The sequence below is a fragment of the Peribacillus glennii genome (assembly GCF_003429105.1).
GTDB classification, from domain to species: Bacteria; Bacillota; Bacilli; order Bacillales; family DSM-1321; genus Peribacillus; species Peribacillus glennii.
The window spans coordinates 16907-32837 of sequence record NZ_QVTD01000023.1 but is presented as its reverse complement, the minus strand read 5'-3'; the positions used below and the strand labels follow the sequence as shown (position 1 = coordinate 32837).

Genomic DNA, 15931 nt, shown 5'->3' with positions numbered 1-15931 from the left:
TGGTAGTTGGGGGTTCTCCCCCTGTGAGAGTAGGACATCGCCAAGCAAAAAGAAGACCAGACGGACTAAAATGTACCCTATAGAGTAGACACTTTGAAAAAAGGACTACTTTATAGGGTGCTTTTTTGTATGCTTTTACTTAATAAGAAAAAAGGCATCGGGGAAATCATAATGACTAAAAAATATTTTACGGAAAAAGACATCCACCATTTAATTACTAATCCTTGTGAAATCGGTTAGCGAAAAGGCAATCAACTATACAGAAGAGTGCAAAAGTTTCTGAAAGTGAAAAAGGAAGCTTCCACGTATAATATTCGAGGAGAATGGTTGGATCAGACCGAGGTGAAAAAATAAGTAAAATAGAAACTGCCTTCTAATTGGTATTTTATCGATTATTATCGATTTCTGCCTGGTCTTACAGGGTTTAATTCTGATAACATTGGTGACATTTCCTTTGTACGTAGGGTATATCAACTGGTTTCCAGAGGAGTAAGCCGTCCCGCGTTTTTTCTTGTGTTTTTCTTAATGGCTGCTTGTGATGCATGGCAGCTATTGAAACTACAGAGTAAACGGGGCATTCTTGGGATTTCACTGAGGCTGTTTTTTATTGACAAGAATGGGTATCATAAAAATATTTAAGAAAATAAATAAGGGGAAATGACTGTGAAATTGACACCGGAGCAGCGCATCGAATTACATGGATTCAATAATCTCACAAAATCATTAAGCTTTAATATGTATGATATTTGTTATACGAAAACCAGGGAAGAACGCGAAGCTTATCTGGAATATATTGATGAACAATACAATGCAGAGAGGCTAACTAAAATATTAAAAACTGTGGCGGACATTATTGGGGCCCATGTATTGAATATCGCCCAGCAGGACTATGTGCCACAGGGAGCGAGCGTGACCGTATTGGTGTCAGAGGGGCCTGTGGTAGAGGTTCCTGCAGAATCATACGACGAGTCTCCGGGTCCGCTGCCGGACTCTGTTGTTATGCAGCTGGATAAAAGCCACATTACCGTCCATACTTATCCCGAGTTCCATCCTGATGAAGGAATCAGCACATTTCGGGCAGATATTGATGTGTCCACTTGCGGGGAAATTTCACCCCTTAAAGCACTGAATTATCTGATCCACTCGTTTGATACAGATATTATGACGATGGATTACCGTGTACGCGGTTTTACCCGGGATATTAAAGGTCATAAGCTATTTATCGACCATGACATTAATTCGATCCAGAACTATATTCCCGATAATATGAAAGAATTGTATGATATGATCGATGTAAATGTGTATCAGGAAAACATTTTTCATACGAAATGCAAACTCAAGGAATTTGATTTAAATAACTATTTATTTGGCTATACAAAAGAGAAACTCCATCCCGATGAAGTGGAGGAAATTACAGAACGTTTGACAATGGAAATGGATGAAATCTTTTATGGGAAAAATATCAATCAGGGATCAGCTGATAGCCGGGACCATTGATCATTTATGAAGCACATCCTTCAAGCCGTAACTCAATGCTCGAACCAAGAAACGGTGTAACTCAACGATTATTCGTATCGCAGGTTAATCTGTGTTAAAATTAGCATAAATCCTGCATTCTACATGGGAGGAATAAACGTTGGTGCGTAAAACCGGTCCTTATGTAAAATCATCGACTTTACAGGCTTTTTCAGAATGGCTATTGAAACAGGATAAATCCGAGAATACGATAAAGACGTATACAGGGGTTCTTTCAAAGTTCAGTGAATGGAGCGGCCTGGATTTGGAAGAAACAGGATCTCAACATGTACAAGCCTATCTCGATCACCTGGACTATTCGAATAAAAGCGCAGGCACGATTGAGAAGCATTTTGTGGCATTAAGTATGTTTTTTAAATTTTTGGGGACTCCCCAGCTATTATTAAATATTGACCGAAAAGCAAAGCCGCAAAAGCAAGGGGTGCCTGAGACGCTTGATGCGCCGGAGCGGGATGCCTTATTAAAAGAAGTCGAAGGGGACGGGAATTTACGAAATATTGCCATCGTATATATCTTATTGCATACAGGAATCCGCGTGTCAGAATTATGCGATTTGAATTGCAGCGATATTGTTATCAAAGATGAACGAAAATATATTAATGTCCGCAATTCAAAAGGGGAAGTGGACAGGATGGTGCCTCTCTCCCAAGATGCGTGCATTCACATTGAAAACTATAAAAGTTCCATGAAAGAGAAAACAGAAGTGCTCTTTATATCCAGTTACAATCAGCGAATTACGCCGCGGTCTGTCCAATATATGCTGAGAAAGTATAATGTCCATCCACATAAGCTCCGGCATACTTTTTGCAAACAGCTTATCGATCGCGGCGTGGACATCCAGACTGTATCCCGGTTAGCGGGCCATAAGGATTTAAATGTAACAAAACGGTATTTGGCAGAACATTCTATTAACCTTGATGATGCTATTGAAAAGGCTTTTTCAAAATAAAGATGGGAAAAAGGGAGCGCATGCCGCGCTCCTTTTTTTATCTTCTTTTTCAACTAATGTCTGTGCTTCCGTGATGCTCGTTCAAATCCGAATAATATGCGGTTAACTGTGTGGAGTTTAGAAATCCTTCGATGCACTATAACGTCCAATCCTTTTGATGAAAACCCGTAGCCATTTGCCCAATTTCAGCGGGATTAAAGCAGTGAATGTATCTATGGCAGCAAAGCCCGTCACCATATTTGATGAACCTTATATCGGGCTGGACGCCGCCGCAAGGAAGCGTTTCTACGAATTGCTTGTTGGAGAGTACAGTGAAAAGCCAAGAACGTTTATTCTTTTCCACCCATTTTATAGATGTTTATATCTGCTCCTTGTTTTATCCTCTATGGGATCACAACACCGCTCAATATCATCTCTTTATCATGTCAATTAAATCAGGTATTTCAATACTTAATTTTTCAGCTTCACACTTTACCATTAATGATCTGATTCTCTATTTGTTCCGCGATTTGCTAAAAAATTGGGCGGTCGCCATCAAGATTGAATTTCATGTTGCACCCCCTTACTTAGTTATGCGGTTCATTACTTATGTAACTAACTATATATCTCCTTATTTCTATAGTACATATTTTGTAAAAAAGTGAAAATGCCCATAAAAAAAGCCGCCAATAATCAATTGTTTTGTTGAATGTCCCAGCTGTGCTGCCGCCCATCCGCACATTCTTATTCGAATGGATCGAATCGTATACAAATTTGATGCAATGGAAATTTTATGGATTATTCTTCGGATTGGCAATGTGTTTATTTATCGTTTCATGGATATTTATAAGAACGGCTTCCGCTGTGTCTTATAATGGAAAATAGCCTGCTTCCGTTTCACTCACGGCTTCTTGGGAACAGGGGCCGTTTTTTTTATGTGTAAAGATTTGACATTCATTATGCACACTCAGTCAAATTACGATAAAATAAGGTATCCGATAATTTTTTATTCCACGGGGGAGCAAACATGACTTATCGAGTTCAATTGCTAAACGGCGTATTCTTTCCGGGTGAGAGCAAATACCGGCTCAAACAGGCAGAAGAAGTGGTGGGTTTCGGGCTGAAACTGCTCTTACTATATGTTGTTAGCATATTTATATTCGGAATCAGCGCTTATTTTGGTATTGGCTCCGAGTCCATTTCAAGGGAAGTAACAGAGTTAAATGGCGCGGCGTTTGAAACGAAAAAACTTCTGATAGTTATAGGGGAATTGGCAGCAGGCATTTTATTTCCTTGTGTGTTTTTGTTTTTGGCCTCCTTATTCTTTTGGACATTAATAGATACTGAGTATATGAGGATCGTAATCATCCAAATGTTTGCCATGGCGGTGGCTCTGTTTGAAAAGGCCTTATCGATTCCATTTTTTGTTCTGCTGGATATCAATCAGGATTCCAATCCATTCTCGCTTGGTGTCCTCAGCCAGCAGGTCATGTCGAATGAGTTTTTTGTTCATTTTTTTGGAGAGATCACAATTTTTCAGTTGGCTGCCATTTGCCTGCAATATTATTATTTGAAAGATCTCTCTGAAGTGAATAAATACCTGATTCTATCCGCTATTATCCTGGTTTATTTGGTTGCATGGCTCGTGCAGGCTTTCTTATCTTACATAACAGTCAGTGTTTTTTTCTAAGGGGGTGCGCAGCATGAATAGGTGGAAGTTCTACTCTATCATCATTATGGCTGCGGCTTTTGTCGCCGTTAACATTTATTTAACCGTTAAAGATAACAGCAAGGTCGCAAGGACGGCTTATGTAAATGAATGGATGGAAGTAAAAAGGGGAGACATTGTCGAAACCTTTCAATCAAAAGGGGTCGTTACGCCCAAAGAGGAGTCCCCCATTTATTATGGCAAGGAAAATAACGAGTTTCAGAAATTCCTCGTCCGTGAAGGGGATGAAGTTTCAGCGGGAACTCCATTATTTGAATATGCTACTCCAGAGCTGGATGCTTTGCGGACAGCAATGGAAGCTCAAAAAATCCAAGTGGAGGGAGAAATTGCCGGGATTGACGAATATATCGCCAAGCTGGAAAGTTATCAACCGACCATAACGGATGCCTCATCTTCAACTTCGTCGGATACAGGACTGGAAGCCCAGCCTGATCTTGCAGATGCAGCATCCGGTGTAATCAAAAGCACAATCAAGCAGGAGATTTATAAGCAGGAGATGGAGAAGGGCAAACTGGAGGAACAGATCACGAAACTGGATACACAGTTAAGCAATATCCACGCGGGGGGTACAGCTACTGTTGCCAGTGAGTCAGAAGGGTTCGTCAAAGAAGTGGATTACAGCCTTGGTGATCCAATCATTACCATTGCTTCCAAAGAATCGGATATCGAAGGATTTTTTAATGAAAAACAACTGAAGCAAGCAAAGCCGGGCATGAAAATAAAAATCACCTCACCCGACTTAAAGAAACCACTAAACGGTACGATTGAACAGATTAATACCATTCCTGAAGAAGAACCTGATGTCAAAATGGGTGGTACATATGAATACAAGGCTGCTATGGAAAAGGAATCATCCAAACTAGTGAAAGGCTCCAAAGTAGCGATCACTGTCATTACAAGGGAAGCAAAAGGGGTACCGGCGATTCCAGAAACTGCAATACGGAAAAAAAAGGGCAAACCCTTCATCTACCGATTAACGGCAAAAGGCTATATGCAAATGCAATCCATAGATAAAGGGTTGGGCTTTGCAGGCAAACGTGAAGTGGCAAAAGGTGTGAAGCAAGGGGATGTCATTGTCCGGTCACCCGATCATACCGGATTCAGCCAGTCTCGGTTTATAACACCGCTGGATACACAGGAAGCCAGCAAATCTGTATTTAAAAAAATGCCAAACAGTGAAAAATTTCGGTATATCCTTGTGGGACTGTTGGAACAGTAAATAAATGCTGTAATTTGGGCCCCTGAGCCCTTTGCCTATTCATGAAGGACTCCCTTTGAATTTAAGAGGGAGTCTTTTGTTTTCATTTGTTTATTTGTTTAAATCATGTTAGAAATGCACTTTCTAATATTTTCATAGCAGCAAAGTCATTTACAGATTTACTTTTTTAATATATTATTTAAATTGTATAAGTTTTTCGCTTAATCTTAACAAAAGAACGGGGGAACCATTTTGTGGAATATTCATTTCCACTAGGGGTGAATTCATTTTGAAAGGGCAAAGTGTTTCCTGGTCCTAACCCGACAGCTAACCTCGTCAGCGTCTTTAAGGGAACAGTATGTGATATGTTCGCACACAAAAGACATCGCTTGTGTCTTTTTTTTGCGCAAAGAAAACATCTTGTTGTTTCCCTTGCCGAGACAAATGTTTTTTCAGCATAGAATATTACAGAAGGTGAGGATGTAGATGAAGAAAATAGGATTAGCCTGGCAGATCTTTATCGGCCTGGTGCTTGGGGTTATTGTAGGAGCCATCTTTTTTGGAAACCCGCAGGTAACCACGTACTTACAGCCAATCGGAGATATTTTTCTCCGTTTAATTAAAATGATTGTGGTGCCAATCGTCATTTCCACGATCGTTATTGCCGTTGCCGGTACAGGTGACATCAAGCAGCTTGGAAAAGTAGGCGGGAAAACGTTATTATATTTTGAAATTATCACGACAATTGCCATTCTAGTCGGCTTAGTAGCAGCTAACGTGTTTCAGCCGGGTGCCGGGGTCGACATGGACAAGCTGAATAAAACGGATATTAATAGTTACGTAGATACTGCGGAACAGCAGGAAAGTCATTCCATGGTAGAAACGTTCGTGAATATCGTTCCAACCAACCCGATTGCCGCTATGGCTGAGGGGAATATGCTTGCGATTATCTTCTTTTCTTTAGTCCTGGGATTGGGGATTTCCGCAATTGGGGAAAAAGGAAAGCCGGTCCTTGCTTTCTTCCAGGGAATCGCGGATGCGATGTTTTATGTTACGAACCAAATCATGAAATTTGCGCCATTCGGTGTTTTCGCGTTAATCGGGGTTACGGTTTCCAAATTCGGAATCGAGTCGTTGATTCCGCTTGGCAAGCTTGTATTGTCCGTTTACGGTACAATGATATTCTTTATCGTCGTTGTCCTGGGATTAGTCGCAAAAATCGTCGGATTTAACCTGTTTACATTAATCAAAACGTTAAAAGAAGAGCTGATTTTGGCCTATTCGACAGCCAGCTCTGAAACAGTGCTTCCAAAGATTATGGAGAAGGTGGAGAAGCTTGGTGTTCCAAAGCACATCGCTTCTTTCGTTGTCCCGACAGGTTACTCCTTTAATCTTGACGGATCGACTCTATACCAGGCCCTGGCCGCTGTTTTTATCGCACAAATGTACGGAATTGATATGAGCATTGCGGATCAAGTATCTTTGGTGCTTGTTTTGATGGTAACTTCTAAAGGAATTGCCGGTGTACCAGGGGTATCCTTCGTTGTCCTTCTTGCAACTCTTGGAACAGTGGGAATCCCGGTTGAAGGATTGGCTTTCATTGCCGGCATCGACCGTATTCTCGATATGGCCCGCACGGCTGTGAATGTTGTCGGAAACTCATTGGCTGCGATTGTTATCGCAAAATGGGAAGGTAAATTCCAGTCGGAAAAAGCGCCACAGGCTGCGGAAAACATAAGTTAAAGATGAAAACCAGAGTGGAATCTTCACTCTGGTTTTTGTGGTTGTTTGATGAGTGATCAAATGTGTCCATCGCTCATAATTGGAGAGATTGCTTTTTCATTAACAAAAGTGCCTTGCATGCTCGATTGTAGCCTTATGTACTTAATTTTCAGCCTTGCAGGTGCGACATATCCCCTTCAAAGATAATCTCCAGTTGTCTGTCTTTAATCATGATCTTAGTCAAACTTGTATTTCCGGGAGCGTTTTGGTTGAACAACTTGTCCAGGGGTAAATTCTTTATATAAGAAAGTAATACCCTTAAGAATATCGAGTGGGTCACGACGAGCACGGTGCCAGTCCGGTGATCCCCGATTATCTTCTCAAATGATGTTTGGGCCCGCTCCAATACATGGGAGAATAATTCCCCGCTATTTCGGTTGTATAGATGCGGAGTTTCCCAGAACACTTTAAACTCTTCTGTATACTCTTTTTCAATTTCCTGCCGGATTCTTCCCTCCCAGTCGCCAAAAGACATTTCCCTGAATAGATCATCTTTTACTATGGGGATGTTACGTTCTCCTTTTATTAAATCCGCAGTTTGAAACGCCCTTTTGCTGGTACTAGAATAGATGGTGTCTATGGGGATATCTTTTAGCCTTTGACCTAGTGCAATGGCGTCATTGATCCCTTTTTCCGTCAATTCTCCATTGCCCCATCCCTGCATGCGTCCCTCCACGTTCCATTCTGTCTGGCCGTGCCTTGTTAAATAAATCGTCAGCATATGTCTCTCTCCTTGAATATTAGTTGGATTAATACAATACGTATGAATAAATTATACTTTGGACTTTTGGCTCAATTAAGCTCCAACTGCATACGACGAGGAGAAAGCAGGCTTTATCCAGGGCCTATGCAGTTGGCTAATTTTCAGCTGTGCTCAAAAGCAGGTGAAACCTTGGTTGCACCTGATTGAGCCAAAATATAATAGTGGGCAACTTGAAATTAAAAGGAACTTCATAATCTGGTAACACATTATACTATATCTGATTTAATATCTTCTCGACATCGATTCCTGCTATTTCCTGCGGTAAAATGCTGAATTTTAAAATAAGAGTTCGAAAGTAACACATACTTCCCTGTTTTTTGGTAAAATGATCAATAGAAAATGGGTATATTATGTACGATGGAAAACTACAACAAGTGTTCGGAGGGTAACACGCAAAATGAAAAATGAGGCAAAAAATATTTTGTACATACACTTACATGACTCCGAACGATTTGTGGTTTCGTCCGGTATGAATTTCCGTGAATTCGCGTACTCGCTTCAGCTCCCGCTATCCAACCTGTTGTTGTTAAAGCACAAATTTGAGGATGCTGAATTTAATATGAATACATTGCTTGAATATGTGAATCAGGAAAATGTAGTAAAGCTTTTGAGGGAAAATGTCCATGATTATGGAGATTTTTGCTGGATCGATTTTGAGGAAGAGAGCGGCATGGATGAATTGGATGGCAATGAGTTGGCAGAGCTCTTATATTTAGGGCATTGCAAAAACCATCTGCGGCCTCCTTTTTACCGAAAATTAAATAACGAATTTGTTTATTTGGCACAGGATGATAGCTGGTTCAACAAAATTTACTACCGTTCCCTTAGTAATTATTTTAAGCTGATGGGGCAATTAGTACCCCTTAAGATAGGGTCGCTTCGTGCGGAAAGAACCTGGCTGGGCATCAGGAAGCGGAGCGAGTACCCTCCTATTCCTGCTGAAATTTTTCAAAGGCTTGGCCGGTTGATGGCTGAAGGCATGGTCTTTTCTTTTCATGAAGTTCACCAATCAAGGAACCGGCTGGAAATTCCGGCTTGGATCGTCGGCGATTATTTGAATATGGATGACATGGCAGAAGGCTATAATCAAATAAAACATGAAAAGCCTCATGCGCTAATTGTTTTTCATCGTAAAACGAAAGAATGGTCCCTAACGATAGGCAATTGATTAAAAGGAATGGTGGGAGGTTGGCTCGGGAAGCAAGGGTCAGCCTCTTTTCGTACATTATTTTGGTCTGTTTTGGTGTAGTCCTTGCATTCAGATTCATATACATAAAGTACGGTTCAAGATGTCAGGCAGGATGTTTTAGGAAAAAGAACCAATAGAAAGAAATAGAAATTTTTTTCGTTTTCCGCGTAAAATGTTACAATAGGATGCGGGTATAGAAGCATTGGAGGGTAAATACATGAAAACGAAACTGGGCTTACTGTATGGCGGAAAATCTGCGGAGCATAATGTTTCCATGCAAACCGCGATGGCAGTCATTAAAGCGCTTGATTTAAATAAATTTGACATACATCCCATATACATAACGGAAAAAGGAGAATGGATACAGGGTCCACAACTTATGGGACCAGTCGAAAGTGTGAAAGAACTTTCCTTTTCAGGGGCGTCCTCCACAGCACCGCTTGCCTTTTCAGGGGCGGTTGAAAAAGGGGAAGAAAAAAGCAAGGGATTTGATGTGATATTTCCGCTGCTGCATGGGCCTAACGGGGAAGACGGGACTGTCCAGGGAATGCTTGAGCTTTTGAACCTACCTTACGTCGGAAATGGTGTTCTTGCCTCGAGCGCCGGGATGGATAAAGTAATCATGAAAAACATTTTTGCGCAGGCAGGCCTTTCCCAGGTCAAATACACATGGTTTATTCGTTCGGAATGGGAGAAGGATCGCGCGGCATCCTATAACAAAGTGGAGAATGAGCTTGGATATCCGTGTTTTGTAAAACCGGCTAATCTTGGATCGAGTGTGGGGATTAGCAAATGTACATCAAAGGACGAATTAGAGAAAGCTTTTGAAGAAGCATTCCAATACGATCGGAAAGTAATCGTGGAAGAGGGGATAGTTGCCCGGGAAGTGGAGATTGGTGTACTTGGCAACGATCACCCGGAATGTTCAGTAGCTGGTGAAATTATTCCTAAGAAAGATTTTTACGATTATAAAGCTAAATATGAGGACGGTAACACCGCCCTTGTCATTCCGGCGGAAATTACAGAAGATCAACACAATATGCTTAAAGATATGTCTGTTACGGCGTTTAAGGCTTTGGATTGCTCCGGCCTTGTTCGATCAGATTTTTTCCTTACCAGCGACGGAAAAGCGTATATCAATGAAGTGAATACAATGCCCGGTTTTACTCCATTCAGTATGTTCCCGCTGTTGTGGAAGCATACTGGCATAGAGTATCCGCAGCTCATTGAAAAATTGGTAAACCTGGCAATTGAACGGCATGAGGAAAAACAAAAGATAAAGCATACCTTTTAAGGGAATCTAGATTGATCAACCACTAAGGATAAGATGAAGCGGGAACCTGGAGGCTCCTGCTTCGTTTCTTTTATGGCTAGGAGGATGAAGATGATAACAAGAACCTTGGAGCAAATCCATAAAATGGCCGGAGGGATTAACGATATTTCGGCATATGAATCAGTGGAAATTCAGGGTGTGTCCATTGATTCTAGAAGCATAAGCAGCGGAAATTTATTTGTGCCGTTAAACGGTGAGCATGTGAATGGACATCAATACGTTGAAAAGGCTTTGCAAGAGGGGGCAGCGGCTTCATTATGGCAGGAGGATATAGAGAATCCGCCAGAGGGTTTTCCTTTGATTATCGTGAAGGATACGTTGGAGGCACTTCAGCAACTGGCCCGGGAATACCGGGGGCAGTTGACGTTAAGGGTTGTCGGGATAACTGGCAGCAATGGGAAAACAACGACAAAAGACATGGTTGCTTCGCTGCTTGCCACAACTTATAAAGTGCATAAAACAAGTGGAAATTACAACAATCATATCGGGTTGCCTTTGACCATTCTTTCAATGAGAGAAGATACAGAGGCTGCCGTTCTGGAAATGGGCATGAGCAGCCGGGGAGAAATAGAGTTTCTATCGAATATGGCCCGTCCGGATGTGGCCATTATCACGAATATCGGTGAATCCCATTTGTTGGACCTCGGATCCCGTGAAGAAATTGCAAATGCCAAGTTTGAGATTGTCTCTGGTTTAAGCGAGAGCGGAGCTCTAATCTATAATGGGGATGAACCCTTATTGAAAAACAAAATAAAAAATATCAGACAGACGCGCCGCGTCCTTTCTTTCGGACGCAACGATACGAATGATTTATATCCGCTCGCGATCCGGCAAGGACAAAACAGTACAGCGTTTACGTTAAACGCTGCTTCGGATGAATTTACAATTCCGGTGCTAGGAAATCACAATGTCCTAAACGCACTGGCAGCCATGCTTGCCGCAAAAGAACTTAATGTGGACGGCGCATCAATCCGCAAGGGCCTCGGCAGTTTTCAGTTAACCAACATGAGAATGGAACTCGTAGAAGGTTCACGCGGTGAAAAAATAATCAATGATGCTTATAATGCGAGCCCGACTTCCATGAAAGCAGCCATAGAGCTAATGGAAGGAATGACGGGATTCCGTAATAAATTCCTCGTTCTTGGAGATATGCTTGAATTAGGGCCTCAGGAATGGGACTTCCATGAGAAAATCGGTGAGTTGATTGATCCTGGCCATATCACAAAGGTGTTTACATTCGGTCAGTTAGGAAAGGCAATTGCCAAGGGTGCAGCGAAAAAATTCCCGTCTGGCCATGTGTTGGATTTTATGGATAAAGCAGAGTTAATTCACCAATTGAGGATGCATACATCTTTAAATGATTTAATACTAGTGAAGGCATCCCGGGGAATGAAACTGGAAGAAGTGGTGCATGCGTTACAGAAACAAAAGGATCCGATCGATGCGTAAAAATCGGTAGCCGTATACCCTGCAAAGGTTACATGTTAACGATTCTGCCTTTTTTAATTCATAATTTTGTAAAAATACCCAAAAATATCTCCTCATATTTAATATATACTTGTAACAGAAAATGGGTAGTAAGCCTCATTTTTTGAGAGGGGATTAAATATGAGTGGATGTCCGTTTCATTCTTTGGTTAAAAATCAAGAAGGGATCTTCAGGTTATTCAGAAAGCCTAATGACGGAGGGGAAAGTGAGGCCGTCATCGTCCCTTCTTCAAGCAACCGGGTCAATCCTGTCTTCCAAGAACTGCATGGAAGCAATGTCCTTCAGCTGCAATTAATAGGGCTGGAACAAAAGGATATTGAGAATTTGGCACAGATAAAGCCGATCATGGAAAGGAACGCAAAAACAATTGTTGATTCTTTCTATGTGAAGCTTCAGGAAATACCTCCTCTTATTACCATTATCAACGACCACTCCACATTGAACAGGCTTAAAGAAACATTGGCTGGTTATTTATTGGACATGGTATCAGGGGATATCGGCAATAATTATGTCACTCGAAGAAGAGTGGTGGGCAGCGTACACAATCGAATTGGGTTGTTTCCTGAATGGTATATTGCTGCATTTACACTTATTCAAACTGAGATGCTTCATGTGTTGACACGCGAATTAGACAGCTGGGAGGAAGTTACGGATGTTTTCGTTTCGTTTCAAAAGCTCAGCTCATTCGATATGCAAATTGCCATAGAGACGTATATACAATCCTATACTTCCTCCATGATGAAGCTAAATGAAATTGAAGATCTGCAATACAAGCTGAATGATTCTTCCTCAACACTTGCCGCCAGTGCAAAGCAGACAACCACGCACATCGCGGAAAAAGAAATTCAGTTAAATCGCATGCTGGGAGAAATAGCGGACATCCAGGCATCCTCCAGGGACATGATCCAGCATGTGGAAAAGGGCAAGCAACATGTTGCGGCTGCCCTGGAAAAAGTAGATCATGTAGTAGCGATGATAGAAACGACGAAAAACCTTACCAGTGAACTGAGTGAAAGTTCGGTCCAAATCAATCAGATTGTGAAGTCGATCAGGGGAATCTCGAATCAAACCAATATCCTCTCATTAAATGCAGCCATTGAAGCGGCAAGGGCCGGGGAGCATGGCAAGGGATTCTCCATCGTCGCTCAGGAGGTCAGGAAACTGGCCCATCAGACAGAATCTGCATTGGACCATATCCAGAGCCAGATATCCTCCGTTCAGGAGACAATCGATAAATTCGAGCAAAGATTCCAAACGATCGTTGCTGAGACAAGTGTTTTCAGGGAAGTTAACAGGGACGTGATCGGTATTTTAGAAGGATCAGTTGAAGGGATCAGAACAAGCGATGTAAGAATCAAAACTTTCGGCAAGGAAGTAGTGGATTTCCGAAGGACGTTTGAGGAAGTCACTGAAGCGTCATTCCAGATTGCTTCCATGGCAGAACAGCTAAGCAGATTAAATAGCCAACTCACCAGCAAATTCACAGGATAAACCTGGTTTTCGCAGATAGAAGGGGTATTCAAAACATGCTGCCGGAAGATAGCACTATGCCCTGGTGGCTAATTTATTGATTAAGACGGCCTGGATCCGATAGACTTTCGGGGAGCAGGCCTTTTTCCATTTGTTTTGGCTTTTTTTATTTAAAAGGATGAAATTCTTTAAAATGGCCATGTTAGAAAGGGCTGAAAAATTATCCTTTATTGCATTACAGTTTCTAAAATGGTAACATACACTAAGAGATTGCGTACTATACTTTAAACAGCGATTTTCTTGCTATCGGTAAAGTACCTCTCAAGGCTTTTTTCTCTTTTGAAAGAGATTCTCCCTGTCCTTTAAGTGCAAACAGGATCAGGGCACATTCAAACAAATAAAATAGGCCAAGCGTCTTGAATTTAAAAAAAGGCTGTATGCCACAGCACTTTTATTGCTAAAGGAAAGTTCAAATCATTGTGATCCAATGGTTTGATTCACAAAAATCTCTGCACTTGCAGCATTATGCCAAGGCATTTTGTGATTTTTTCCACCTTTTACTTCCTCACGCAACAAGGGCCTGTTTTGTGTATGAAGCTTGCTCTGTCAAGTTTATTTTATGCATTAACGGGGTTTGGACTTCCGCTGCATAGGGAAATATGGTGCAGCAGCCCTCACCTGAATTGACCGGTATTTCCGCGTATGCTACTTTTACATTTCCGTACTTTGAATTTGTTATCCGACTATATGTATGACCAAAGAATGGTTTTTTCAATCAATCATGACGGTTTTTTAACTGGAATGGTGTGGTTCATTATGTCCTTTGGTATACATAAACCGAGTTCATTTATATTTAAAAATGTAGTCATTCTTTTAGGTGATATTGAGAAAACTTTTTCATAAGAGATACAATTTATTTATAACAAAGGAGCACGAAAAAATTGACATTGTTTAGCGAATTAGGATTAGACAGAACGACGATGAAATCTATTGAAAAAATGGGATTTGAAGAGGCAACACCCATCCAGGCCCAAACGATTCCTTTAGGGCTTGAAGGGAAGGATTTAATTGGCCAGGCCCAGACAGGAACAGGGAAGACAGTGGCTTTTGGAATTCCGTTGATGGAAAAAATAGATTTGAAAAACGAAAACGTGCAGGGAATCATCATTGCTCCAACACGCGAGCTGGCCATTCAGGTTTCGGAAGAGCTTTTCAAGCTTGGATACGGAAAGCGCGCACGTGTACTGGCAGTATACGGAGGGCAGGATATTGACCGCCAGATCCGTGCATTGAAGAAAAAGCCGCATATTATTGTCGGTACTCCTGGACGGTTGTTAGACCATATTAAACGTAAAACACTTCGCCTTAATGGCGTTTCGACAGTGATTCTTGATGAAGCGGATGAAATGCTGAACATGGGCTTCATCGAGGATATAGAGTCTATCCTTTCTGAGGTGCCTGAAGAAAGGCAAACATTACTTTTCTCTGCCACCATGCCTGAACCTATCCGGAAAATTGCTGAACGCTTCATGAAAGAACCAACGATCGTACGTGTGAAGGCGAAAGAAATGACCGTAGCTAATATCGACCAATATTATATCGAATTAAGAGAAGGCGAGAAATTTGAAGCACTGGCACGTCTTCTTGATATCCAGACACCTGAACTAGCCATCGTGTTTGGGCGTACAAAACGCCGTGTTGATGAGCTTTCAACCGCTTTGAATGTCCGCGGCTATATGGCTGAAGGGATTCACGGCGATTTGAGCCAGGCAAAGCGTTTATCTGTATTGAAGAAATTCAAGGAAGGCGCCATCGATGTGCTGGTTGCTACGGATGTGGCCGCCCGGGGACTTGATATTTCCGGTGTAACCCATGTATATAATTTTGACATTCCTCAGGATCCTGAAAGCTACGTCCACCGTATCGGCCGTACAGGCAGAGCAGGAAAACATGGTGTCGCCATTACGTTTGTAAACCCTAGGGAAAGAGGTCAACTTCAAGCTGTGGAGCGTACCACCAAGAAACAGATGGAGCGGATGAAGACTCCAACACTGACTGAAGCTTTGGAAGGACAGCAAAAGGCAGTAACAGAAAAAATCCTCGGTTCTGTGGAAAATGAAGATCTTTCTCTTTATATATCCCAGGCTGAAGAGCTTCTCCAAAAGCACGATGCTGCCGAATTGGTAGCTGCTGCCCTTAAACAATTGACCAAGGAGCCGGATTCAACTCCTGTCAAGCTAACAGAAGAAGCTCCTATGCCAATGAGACGAGACCGCAACAGATCCGGCTCCGGATCTGGCAATAGGTCACGCAATGGCCGGGGACCATCATCCGGACGCAAGGATTATGGTAACAAGCGCGGCAACAACAACCGCAAATTCGGCGGCAGCCGCGGTTCAAGCCAAAGAAGAGAAACAATGAACAAATAAAACGTCCACAAGGAGAGCTTCAGCGATGAAGCTCTCCTTTAATATTTTATTGGGGGTCAGTCCCCCGGTCAATTAACGCTCTAAAG

11 protein-coding genes, 1 pseudogene and 1 riboswitch are annotated in these 15931 nt (G+C 41.9%); of the genes and pseudogenes, 11 read left to right on the top strand and 1 reads right to left on the bottom strand.

Annotated elements, in window-relative coordinates:
* The first annotated feature begins 663 nt into the window (after positions 1–663).
* The 6 genes and pseudogenes from speD (at position 664) to D0466_RS21050 (ending at position 7134) form a co-directional block, all read left to right on the top strand.
* Positions 664–1497 (top strand): adenosylmethionine decarboxylase, encoded by an 834-nt coding sequence (gene speD, locus D0466_RS21075; protein WP_117324467.1) that lies wholly within the window; start codon positions 664–666, stop codon positions 1495–1497.
* Between the two features lie 142 nt (positions 1498–1639).
* Positions 1640–2485 (top strand): tyrosine-type recombinase/integrase, encoded by an 846-nt coding sequence (locus D0466_RS21070; protein WP_117324469.1) that lies wholly within the window; start codon positions 1640–1642, stop codon positions 2483–2485.
* A gap of 229 nt (positions 2486–2714) precedes the next feature.
* A pseudogene (locus tag D0466_RS23200) lies at positions 2715–2841 on the top strand (ABC transporter ATP-binding protein); the annotation flags it as partial.
* Between the two features lie 650 nt (positions 2842–3491).
* Positions 3492–4154 (top strand): hypothetical protein, encoded by a 663-nt coding sequence (locus D0466_RS21060; protein ID WP_117324466.1) that lies wholly within the window; start codon positions 3492–3494, stop codon positions 4152–4154.
* Positions 4155–4167: 13 nt separating this feature from the next.
* Positions 4168–5412 carry an efflux RND transporter periplasmic adaptor subunit gene (locus D0466_RS21055; RefSeq protein WP_117324465.1) on the top strand — a complete coding sequence of 415 codons (1245 nt, stop codon included), beginning with the start codon at positions 4168–4170 and terminating at the stop codon, positions 5410–5412.
* Between the two features lie 187 nt (positions 5413–5599).
* Positions 5600–5748, top strand: a riboswitch (cyclic di-AMP (ydaO/yuaA leader).
* Between the two features lie 129 nt (positions 5749–5877).
* On the top strand, positions 5878–7134 hold the full coding sequence (locus D0466_RS21050) for a cation:dicarboxylate symporter family transporter (RefSeq protein ID WP_117324464.1): 1257 nt from the start codon (positions 5878–5880) through the stop codon (positions 7132–7134).
* 148 nt (positions 7135–7282) lie between these two features.
* Here the strand turns inward: D0466_RS21050 and D0466_RS21045 are convergent, their stop codons facing one another.
* Complete coding sequence (locus D0466_RS21045; protein ID WP_117324463.1) at positions 7283–7894, bottom strand: histidine phosphatase family protein; 612 nt, start codon at positions 7892–7894, stop codon at positions 7283–7285.
* A gap of 439 nt (positions 7895–8333) precedes the next feature.
* Between D0466_RS21045 and D0466_RS21040 the strand changes: the two genes are divergently transcribed.
* The 5 genes from D0466_RS21040 (at position 8334) to D0466_RS21020 (ending at position 15845) form a co-directional block, all read left to right on the top strand.
* On the top strand, positions 8334–9104 hold the full coding sequence (locus D0466_RS21040) for a hypothetical protein (protein WP_117324462.1): 771 nt from the start codon (positions 8334–8336) through the stop codon (positions 9102–9104).
* A gap of 238 nt (positions 9105–9342) precedes the next feature.
* Positions 9343–10419: a D-alanine--D-alanine ligase gene (locus D0466_RS21035; protein ID WP_117324461.1), complete on the top strand. Its 1077-nt coding sequence runs from the start codon at positions 9343–9345 to the stop codon at positions 10417–10419.
* Between the two features lie 90 nt (positions 10420–10509).
* The gene (locus D0466_RS21030) at positions 10510–11907 is read left to right on the top strand and encodes a UDP-N-acetylmuramoyl-tripeptide--D-alanyl-D-alanine ligase (protein WP_117324460.1); all 1398 of its coding nucleotides are present in this window, start codon (positions 10510–10512) and stop codon (positions 11905–11907) included.
* 183 nt (positions 11908–12090) lie between these two features.
* Positions 12091–13437, top strand: a complete 1347-nt coding sequence (locus D0466_RS21025) for a globin-coupled sensor protein (RefSeq protein ID WP_325048755.1) — start codon at positions 12091–12093, stop codon at positions 13435–13437.
* Positions 13438–14357: 920 nt separating this feature from the next.
* Entirely contained in the window at positions 14358–15845 is a 1488-nt protein-coding gene (locus D0466_RS21020; protein WP_117324458.1) for a DEAD/DEAH box helicase, read from the top strand.
* The last annotated feature ends 86 nt before the right edge of the window (positions 15846–15931 follow it).